This window comes from Sulfurovum sp. bin170, assembly GCF_010892395.1.
Lineage (GTDB): Bacteria > Campylobacterota > Campylobacteria > Campylobacterales > Sulfurovaceae > UBA1140.
Map to the genome: position 1 here is coordinate 1 of NZ_JAACKB010000335.1, position 8,321 is coordinate 8,321.

Genomic DNA, 8,321 nt, shown 5'->3' on the forward strand with positions numbered 1-8,321 from the left:
AAAAATTGAAGCATTAGATATAAGAACAATAGAAGAAGTTGTAAATTATCTATGAATAAGTTAATTTAATATTAGGGGTTAATAATGAAAATATTGTTTATAACAGATAATTTTCCTCCAGAGGTAAATGCACCAGCGACTAGAACCTATGAACACTGCCAAGAGTGGATAAAGAGTGGAGCAGAGGTTACCATAATCACATGTTTTCCAAATTTTCCAGATGGAAAAATTTATAAAGGTTATAAAAACAGACTATATCAAAAAGAGCATATAGATGGTGTAGATGTGATTAGAGTTTGGAGTTATATGACTTCAAATATCGGTTTATTTAAGAGAGTACTTGATTATTTCTCTTTCTCTTTTATGTCATTTTGGGTTGGATTATTTCAAAAATCAGATATTATTGTTGCTACATCTCCACAATTTTTTACCACATGGGCTGCTTGGGGATTGAGCAAAATAAAACGGAAGCCTTGGATATTTGAACTTCGTGATATATGGCCTGAGTCTATACAGAGTGTAGGGGCTATAAAACATAGCATGACTCTTAATATTTTGGAAAAAATTGAATTGGCGTTATATAGGGATGCAGATAGAGTAGTCGCTGTAACTGATGCTTTTAAAAAAAATCTTATAGCTAGAGGAGTTGATGGGGATAAGATATCCGTTGTTACAAATGGTTCAAATATAGAGCTGTTTAATATCAAAAATAAAAACCAAGAACTTATAAAAGAGTTGAATTTAGAAGATAAGTTTATAATAGGCTATATCGGTACGCACGGTATGGCACATAGTTTAGATTTTATAATTAAGAGTATATCTAAAATAGATGATGACTCTATACATTTTCTATTTATTGGTAATGGTGCTGTTAAAGATAAAATAGTTAAGTTAGCAGAAGAGTTAAATTTAAGAAATATTACTTTTCTTGATTCTATTAAAAAAGAGCTTGTTCCCAAATATCTATCTATTGTTGATGTCTCTTTAGCACCTCTAAAGAAATCTGATACATTTAAAAGCGTTATCCCCTCTAAGATATTTGAAGCATCTGCTATGCAGAAACCAACGCTGTTGGGTGTTGAAGGAGAGGCACAAAAAATCATAAAGAGATATGGTGCAGGAGTATGTTATGAGCCTGAAAACGAAGAGGATTTTATTGAAAAAATATATCTTTTAAAAAACGATACTAAATTATATAACTCTTTAAAAAAAGGGTGTATGGTATTAGCTTCTGCATATAATAGAAAAAAATTAGCCAAAAAAATGTTAGATATATTATATAGTTTAGAAAAGATAAAATTAAGAAGTAGTAAGGCTAATAGAGTAGAATCTCTGCTAAAATACACCTAATTTTTTTAAAGGTAAATTATGAGTAAAGATATATGTGAGCTTTGCAGTTCCCCAGAGGAGTTGAGAGATTATGAGGTAGCACCAAAGAGTGAGTCGATTGTTATCTGTTCAACTTGTGCCTCTTCAATTCATGAGCCAAACAGGAATCTAACCCATTGGCACTGTCTTAGTGAGAGTATGTGGAGCAGTGAACCTGCTGTTCAGGTTATGGCATATCGAATATTAACAATGTTGGGTTCACAAGACCAGCTAGATATGATGTATATGGAGCCTGAAGTTGAAGCGTGGGCAAAACAGGGGATAAAAGATAAAAATGTAGAGTTAGTTAGAGATAGTAATGGTACTATTTTGGAAGAGGGAGATTCTGTCTCTGTTATCAAGGATTTAGTAGTTAAAGGAGCAGGATTTACAGCAAAACAGGGGACTACTGTTAAAAATATTCAGATGGTTCAGGATGACCCAACTCATATTCAGGGTCGAGTGAATGGGACTAAGATTTTTATCTTGACAAAATTCTTGAAAAAGCTGTAGTCTAATATGAAGAATAGATTATCTTTTGAGTGTATAAATTATAAAAATAGAGATAGTGCATTTGAGTCCATTACAAAAGAGCAAGAAAAAATAGGCTACTACATGCTCCCTGAACAGGATATTCAACCGATATTAGATTATACAGAGACTATCTCTGACAATATAGATAGTGTTGCTATTATTGGTATTGGTGGAAGTTCATTGGGAGCAAAGGCTATCTATGAGTTTATAAAACCTATTGGAGAGTTAGAAAAAAAGCTCTATTTCTTTGAAAGTACTGACCCTGTTAATATTCATTCAACACTAGATAAGATTGACTTAAATAGAACGCACTTTTTTATTATCTCAAAATCTGGAACAACCATAGAGACTTTTGCTGTTTACAAATATATCTATTCACTACAGAGTAGTCCTAAATCTTATACTTTTATTACAGATAGAGGTTCTCCTCTTGATAGATATGCTGATGAGATAGGTTCAGCAACACTATATCTGCCTACTGGTGTGGGTGGTAGATTTTCAGTTTTATCTGTTGTTGGGTTAGCTCCTTTGGCACTATGTGGTATAAATATTAAAAATCTTCTAAAAGGTGCATTGAAGATAAAAAATAGCTTCTTCAAAAATGGTTACATAAAAGATACCATTTTGAAAAAGGCATCGTTCTATGCAACAAATCATGCTAAATACCATATTAATTGTCTATTTGCCTACACAGAATCACTAAAATATTTTTGTGAATGGTATGTTCAACTATGGGGGGAGAGTCTAGGAAAGAGGCAGAGGCATAGTGCTTTTAATGTTGGACTTACTCCAATTGGGCTTATTGGTCCCAAAGACCAACACTCATTTCTGCAACTTATAATGGAAGGGACACGAGATAAATCGGTAACCTTTATAAAGGTAGAAGATTTTCAAGATAAGATAGAGGTGCCAAATATAACGCTTCCTCATCTGGAGTCACTTGATTGTCTAAATGGCATATCTTTTTCAACTTTGATAAATCTACAGTGTGATTCTGTGGTTGAAGCACTTGAAAATGAGGGAGATGTTCCTATTGATACGATTACCATTCCGAGGATAGATGAGTTTAATATCGGTTCACTTATCTTCTATTATGAGTTACTCACTTCACTTGTGGGTGAACTTATAGATGTGGATACATATAATCAACCAGGTGTTGAGGCTGGGAAGATTATCTTAAAGAAAAAATTAAATTAAAGAGGAAAATATATGAAGATTAATAAATGTCTATTTCCAGCAGCAGGTTATGGGACTAGATTTTTACCTGCAACAAAAGCAACACCCAAAGAGATGTTGCCTATTTTGACAAAACCACTTATTCAGTATGGTGTAGAGGAGGCTGTAGAGGCTGGGATTAGGACAATGGCGATTGTCACAGGTCGTGGGAAAAGAGCTATAGAAGACCATTTTGATATATCATATGAGCTAGAGCATCAGATAAAGGGTGGTTCAAAAGAGGCTTTGCTATCTGAAATTCGCTCTCTTATAGGTCAATGTACATTCTCTTATACGAGACAGATTGAGATGAGAGGTCTAGGTCATGCGATTCTTACAGGAGAGACGCTTATTGGAGATGAACCTTTTGCTGTTGTTCTTGCAGATGACCTATGCTCAAATGGTGATGATGGTGTATTAAAACAGATGATGGAGGTCTATGACCGTTATCAGTGTTCGATTGTAGCGATTGAAGAGATTCCTTTAGACCAAACTCATAAATATGGAGTGATAGCAGGTGATTTGGTAGATAATACTAATGATACTTATAGAGTTACTGATATGGTAGAGAAACCAGAGCCAAAAGATGCTCCAACAAATATGGCTATTATTGGTAGATATATATTAACGCCTGATATTTTTAATATACTTAGAGATACTAAACCTGGTAAAGGTGGAGAGATTCAGATAACGGATGCACTCTTAGAACAGGCAAAGCAGGGTAGAGTTATTGCCTATAAGTTTAAGGGTAGACGATTTGATTGTGGCTCTATTGATGGGTTTGTTGAGGCTACGAACTATTTTTATAAGGGTTCATACTAGACTTCTTGCAAAACTTTTGGGAATCGGAGACTTTAGTCCAATGCCGTTGAATTAAGGAATTATAACTTGGGAAACTTGGAATCGGAAGGCTCTGCCTCCGCTGTTCGGGAGTAAACTCTCCGTTTCCAAAAAAATATGAACATTATAAAACAGTCTATTCAAAATAGTAGTGCAGAGATAGAGTAATATCTCCTCTACTCCCAACATACTCCAACTTATCACCATCCATATATCTACACCCAAAATCAACATCAAAAGAGTTGTTTATCACATAGTTAAATCCTGCATTTAGACCATAAAGATAACCTCTATCTTTACTGGGGGCATTTGCACTATTTCTATGCTCCATAACGCCAAAAGAGAAACCAAGATATGGTTTTAGAGGAATATCTCTAAATAGTTCAGTTAAAACTCCTGCATCTATCTGCATTATAAGACTCTGGTATCTATCATCTGAATTTTGGGCATAGTTATATGAGATAGCTGTTCTCCAAGTGTCAGTCTGTTTACCATACTTAAAACCAATTGTAGGTGCTGACTCATTATCATAATCTGTATATGAACTCTGTACCCCAATAAATGAGTACATCTTGTCTGTAAGAATATCTGCACCTGCCGTTAAATTAAATAGAAAAAGTATTAACACTGTTTTTATAGAAAATCTCATCTATATAGCCTTTATAATTAATTATCTATGAATTATAACCATTTTACTTTAATCTTAAACGGTTATAAAGTAAAAATATAAAGAGAGATAGTGCCGATATTAGAATTATTGAGGCTCCAGAAGCGATATTGAATGTGTAGGAGAACCAAAGTCCCAATAGGGTAAATAGTGAAGAGAAGATGGCTGAGAGTATCATCATCATATAGAGTGTATTGGAGAGTTTCTCTGCAACATATACAGGGATTGTTAGAAGGGCTATTACCAAGATGAGTCCAACAACTTTAATTGCTACCACAACGGTAAGAGCAGATAGAACCAGTATGAGAGTATAGAAGAACTTTACATTGATTCCTCTAAGTGCTGCGTATTCACTATCGTAAGAGACAGCTAAAATATCACGATACCAAAAGGTCATAATCGTGACTATAAGAGCCAAAAGCCCACCCATATAGAGTATATCTTCATGACTTACCGCAAGTATAGAGCCAAAGAGATAGCTCATCAGGTCAACATTGTACCCTGGGGTCAAATCTATAAGCACCACTCCAAGAGCCATACCTACAGCCCACATTAGCCCTATAAATGTATCCATTCGATTGCGATGGTTCAAGGTGATAAATGCGATAATCAGAGCAGCAAAAACGGCAAAAATAGAGGCTCCCAAAAATATAGGAAATCCAAAAAAGACAGCTATACCTATCCCCCCATAAGCAGTGTGAGCAATCCCACCTGCTAAAAATACCATTCGATTGACAACGATAAGAGAGCCAATAATACCTGATGCCATTGAGACCAGCAGACCTGCGATGAGTGCGTTTTGTATAAATTCATAAGAGAGTGCTTCTAACATAATGACTCTTTTTTTAGTATATTAAAGAGTTCAACTTCACAAAAATGACCATTATCATTTAGTTTAGATTTCTCTTTATCTGTTAAATGGTGATAGATTAGCTGTTTATTGATATGTATGATTTTATTTGCATACTCTAAAACCACCGATATATCATGACTTACTACGATAATGGTGATGGTTTTGTTCAAAAGTTCTAGGAGCTTATATATTTTTTTCTGTCCATCTATATCAACACTTGATGTTGGCTCATCCAAAATGAGAATTTTAGGATGAGCACACAACGCTCTAGCAATCATCACTCTCTGTCTCTGTCCTCCAGAGAGGTCACCTATCTTTTTTTGAGCAAACTCCTCCATACCTACTTGTGCCAAAGCTCCCATAGCACACAATATCTCCTCTTTAGCATATCCAAATAGAGGCTGTTTAGTTCCTATATGTCCCATCAGTACAACCTCTATCACTTTGATAGGAAAATCGGTATTGACATTTGTATTTTGTGGTACATAACCGATTTTAGAGAGGTTTTTTTGGGGTTTTTCTCCAAAAGTTTTGATACTACCTTGCTGAACAGGGTTTATTCCTAAAATGAGTTTTAGTAGGGTTGATTTTCCTCCACCATTAGGTCCAATAATAGCTAGAAAATCGTTCTCCTCAATATCTAGGTTAATATCTTCTAAAATTTTCTGCTTATCATAGGCAAATGATAGATTTTTTATCTGAATAATAGGCATAAATTATCTATTCCCTTTTGCAATAGCAACTGCTAGATTTTTAAGATTCTCTCCCCAATTTTTAGCCAATGGAGAGGTTTTTATAACTTCTATATCTAATGAGTTTGCAATAGTTCGAGCAACTTGGTCTGAAAATTCAGGTTGTGTAAATATAGCTTTTATGTTCTCTTTTTTAGCCTCTTTAATAATAGAGATAAGTTGTTTAGGTTTAGGTGTTTTTCCCTCGACTTCTATGGCTAACTGTTTTAGATTATACCGTGAAGCAAAGTAGCCCCATGCAGGGTGAAAAACCATAAATGTTGTCTCTTTAGGACTCTTCTCCAGTATGGTTCGTATCTCCCTGTCTAGCAAATCCAACTCTTTTAGATATGAGTCTAAGTTGTTTTTGTAATATTTGCTATTATCGGCATCTATAGTGCTTAGTGCCTCAAAAATATTTCTAGCAATCTGCTTCACATTTATGGGGTCAACCCAGATGTGTGGGTCAAGAGCTATCTCCTCTTTATGCTCATGGTGATGATGACTCTGCATAGCTGTTCTGTTAATATCTTTTGCGATATTTTTAACTATAAGTTCTCTATTTTGATTTTTAAATTTACTAAGCCAGACTTTTTCAAACTCAACATCTATAGCAAGATAGAGATCAGCTTTAGCAATATCTCTCATCTGCGATGGTTTTGGTTCATAGGTGTGAGGTGAGTTGCCAGGTAGCACCATGAGAGAGGTCTCTATCTTCTCCCCACCTATCTTAGAGACAAACTCTAGTTGGGGTTGGATGGAGACAACAACTCGTAGTTTTGCAAAAGCAGGAAGCGTAACAAAAAGTGATAATATTATAAATAGTGATTTTTTCATGTGGAATTTTAGCATATTTTAATTAGATTTGAATTTATATTTAACTTTTTAATTGTATATAATATTTTGTTTTGTTATAATATGTTTGAAAAACTTAAGAGAGGTTATTATGAGAAAACTACTACTATTACCAATGTCTATTTTGCTTTTGAGCCAGTTTATTTATGGAGCATGTTCACAGAGTGGCAAATTTTGGCAAGGTCAGATTCAAAAGAGTAAAAATATAGAGACATTCTTTATAAACAATTATAATTGTAAAAATAGTTTCTACAAACATCTAAAAAATTCTGAAAAGCTATATTATGACGCAGTACTATACCCAAGAGGTCTAAAAAAAGCTCAATATAAAAATAGATGGTTTACAATGTCTATCGCCTCTGATAAAGAGTTTTTTAAGACTTTTTCGTTTTATAACAACTACTTTACTAAACATAAGAACTCTATAACAGATAGAGAGCTTCACTGTTTTCAAAAGCAGAAAGGTTTTCCTTACCCTGTAGCAAAAAACAGGTTCTACACAGAGTTGCAAAAACGAGGTATCCACAATGATGTTAGCTACCTCTATCCACTAATTCGCTGGTCACATGATGCAAGTGGTAGAGATATGGCACTAAGCCGTGAGAGAGTAGAGAAAGCTGAACAGAGATTTGGTATCAAAAGAGGAAAAGTAGGAGACAATGTGCAGTTTGCAAGATACATAGCTGTTTTTGATACTGACTATGAGTTTGTAGCAAATCAGATAGCTCTAAAACTAGGCATACCATATATGGATGCATATAAACTGTTAGTTATCATCACTTATATGGAGTCCAGAGGAAATATCTTTGCATCATCAACTACAGGAGCATTTGGTCCACTACAGTTGACCATGCACTACTATATGATGTATGGTGAACCAAATAATCCATTTAACCCAAGAGCTAGTCTAATAAAATTGGCAAACAAGTTTATTCACTATCACCGAGTAGGAAAAACACTTGATGCCTCTGTGATAGCTTACAAATCAGGTAGCCTAGAGAAGTGTCAAGATGGAGTAGGTAGAGACTCTGCTGATTGTAGATACTATTACAACTACAAGAGACTAATGGATGAGATGCTCAACATGAACACAAAAATTAAAATATCAAGATATATGACAGGAAAAGCATATTTTAGAAAAGATATGGAGTCTCTAAATAGAAGTTATAATGTAAATGAACTTAAATTCTATGAGCCATATCAGTATGCTGTACTAAAAGGAGGTGTGTTAAATGCACAAGCTAGAGACCATATGTTT

Annotated in this window: 9 protein-coding genes; 5 read left to right on the forward strand and 4 right to left on the reverse strand. The window is 34.5% G+C overall.

The features are described from left to right. Nucleotides 1–84 precede the first annotated feature (84 nt). The 4 genes from GSY74_RS07970 to galU are packed head-to-tail and all read left to right on the forward strand — an operon-like array spanning nucleotide 85 to nucleotide 3,939. A complete protein-coding gene (locus GSY74_RS07970; protein WP_164664574.1) occupies nucleotides 85–1,350 on the forward strand; it encodes a glycosyltransferase family 4 protein in 1,266 nt (421 codons plus the stop codon). Nucleotides 1,351–1,368: 18 nt separating this feature from the next. Further along, complete coding sequence (locus GSY74_RS07975) at nucleotides 1,369–1,881, forward strand: alkylphosphonate utilization protein (protein WP_164664575.1); 513 nt, start codon at nucleotides 1,369–1,371, stop codon at nucleotides 1,879–1,881. A gap of 6 nt (nucleotides 1,882–1,887) precedes the next feature. Then, nucleotides 1,888–3,099 carry a glucose-6-phosphate isomerase gene (locus GSY74_RS07980; RefSeq protein WP_164664577.1) on the forward strand — a complete coding sequence of 404 codons (1,212 nt, stop codon included), beginning with the start codon at nucleotides 1,888–1,890 and terminating at the stop codon, nucleotides 3,097–3,099. A 12-nt stretch (nucleotides 3,100–3,111) separates the two neighbouring features. After that, nucleotides 3,112–3,939, forward strand: coding sequence for a UTP--glucose-1-phosphate uridylyltransferase GalU (galU, locus tag GSY74_RS07985; RefSeq protein ID WP_164664579.1), 828 nt, complete (start codon nucleotides 3,112–3,114; stop codon nucleotides 3,937–3,939). Between the two features lie 154 nt (nucleotides 3,940–4,093). On the opposite strand, the gene GSY74_RS07990 is transcribed toward galU, so the two are convergent. Genes GSY74_RS07990 through GSY74_RS08005 form a run of 4 tightly spaced genes read right to left on the reverse strand, consistent with a single transcriptional unit; the run spans nucleotide 4,094 to nucleotide 7,045 of the window. After that, the gene (locus tag GSY74_RS07990) at nucleotides 4,094–4,606 is read right to left on the reverse strand and encodes an outer membrane beta-barrel protein (RefSeq protein WP_164664580.1); all 513 of its coding nucleotides are present in this window, start codon (nucleotides 4,604–4,606) and stop codon (nucleotides 4,094–4,096) included. A gap of 43 nt (nucleotides 4,607–4,649) precedes the next feature. Then, complete coding sequence (locus tag GSY74_RS07995) at nucleotides 4,650–5,456, reverse strand: metal ABC transporter permease (protein WP_164664581.1); 807 nt, start codon at nucleotides 5,454–5,456, stop codon at nucleotides 4,650–4,652. Then, nucleotides 5,450–6,190: a metal ABC transporter ATP-binding protein gene (locus tag GSY74_RS08000; RefSeq protein WP_164664582.1), complete on the reverse strand. Its 741-nt coding sequence runs from the start codon at nucleotides 6,188–6,190 to the stop codon at nucleotides 5,450–5,452. The genes GSY74_RS07995 and GSY74_RS08000 overlap by 7 nt, the downstream gene beginning before the upstream one ends. Nucleotides 6,191–6,193: 3 nt before the next feature. Next, nucleotides 6,194–7,045, reverse strand: a complete 852-nt coding sequence (locus tag GSY74_RS08005; RefSeq protein WP_164664583.1) for a metal ABC transporter solute-binding protein, Zn/Mn family — start codon at nucleotides 7,043–7,045, stop codon at nucleotides 6,194–6,196. A gap of 109 nt (nucleotides 7,046–7,154) precedes the next feature. Here GSY74_RS08005 and GSY74_RS08010 point away from each other — a divergent pair. Then, on the forward strand, nucleotides 7,155–8,321 hold a 1,167-nt coding region (locus tag GSY74_RS08010), incomplete at its 3' end, for a lytic transglycosylase domain-containing protein (protein ID WP_164664584.1).

What these genes read in the sequence shown, in the direction of transcription:
- GSY74_RS07995 (WP_164664581.1), bottom strand. Translation starts at nt 5,456, where the DNA reads ATGTTAGAAGCACTCTCTTATGAATTTATACAAAACGCACTCATCGCA.
- GSY74_RS07980 (WP_164664577.1), top strand. Translation starts at nt 1,888, where the DNA reads ATGAAGAATAGATTATCTTTTGAGTGTATAAATTATAAAAATAGAGAT.
- GSY74_RS07975 (WP_164664575.1), top strand. Translation starts at nt 1,369, where the DNA reads ATGAGTAAAGATATATGTGAGCTTTGCAGTTCCCCAGAGGAGTTGAGA.
- GSY74_RS07970 (WP_164664574.1), top strand. Translation starts at nt 85, where the DNA reads ATGAAAATATTGTTTATAACAGATAATTTTCCTCCAGAGGTAAATGCA.
- GSY74_RS08000 (WP_164664582.1), bottom strand. Translation starts at nt 6,190, where the DNA reads ATGCCTATTATTCAGATAAAAAATCTATCATTTGCCTATGATAAGCAG.
- GSY74_RS08005 (WP_164664583.1), bottom strand. Translation starts at nt 7,045, where the DNA reads ATGAAAAAATCACTATTTATAATATTATCACTTTTTGTTACGCTTCCT.
- GSY74_RS07990 (WP_164664580.1), bottom strand. Translation starts at nt 4,606, where the DNA reads ATGAGATTTTCTATAAAAACAGTGTTAATACTTTTTCTATTTAATTTA.
- galU (WP_164664579.1), top strand. Translation starts at nt 3,112, where the DNA reads ATGAAGATTAATAAATGTCTATTTCCAGCAGCAGGTTATGGGACTAGA.